The following is a 220-nucleotide window of genomic DNA, read 5'->3' as shown; positions in this document are numbered from 1 at the left end:
TTCGGCTAATGCCGTACTTGGCTCAACAGACCAACTGCCATCCGCTTGCACCGTCGCTGTCGCACTTTGTACATTACCAGCACTGTCAGTGATAGTAAGCAGCACTAAGCTGCCCACTGCCGCTCCGGTGGTTTGCCCACTAATGAGCGGTGTCACATCATTACTATCGGCCAAGGTATCAAGGCTAATCGTCGGTGCGGTAATGTCGATTTCACCAGTG

Annotated in this window: 1 pseudogene; it reads right to left on the bottom strand. The window is 52.7% G+C overall.

From position 1 onward, the window contains the following. Positions 1-220: pseudogene (locus tag JIG37_RS03665) on the bottom strand (RTX toxin); the annotation flags it as partial.

It is taken from the genome of Pseudoalteromonas sp. bablab_jr010 (genome assembly GCF_016464105.1).
GTDB classification, from domain to species: Bacteria; Pseudomonadota; Gammaproteobacteria; order Enterobacterales; family Alteromonadaceae; genus Pseudoalteromonas; species Pseudoalteromonas simplex.
This window is presented reverse-complemented; position numbering and strand designations above follow the sequence as displayed.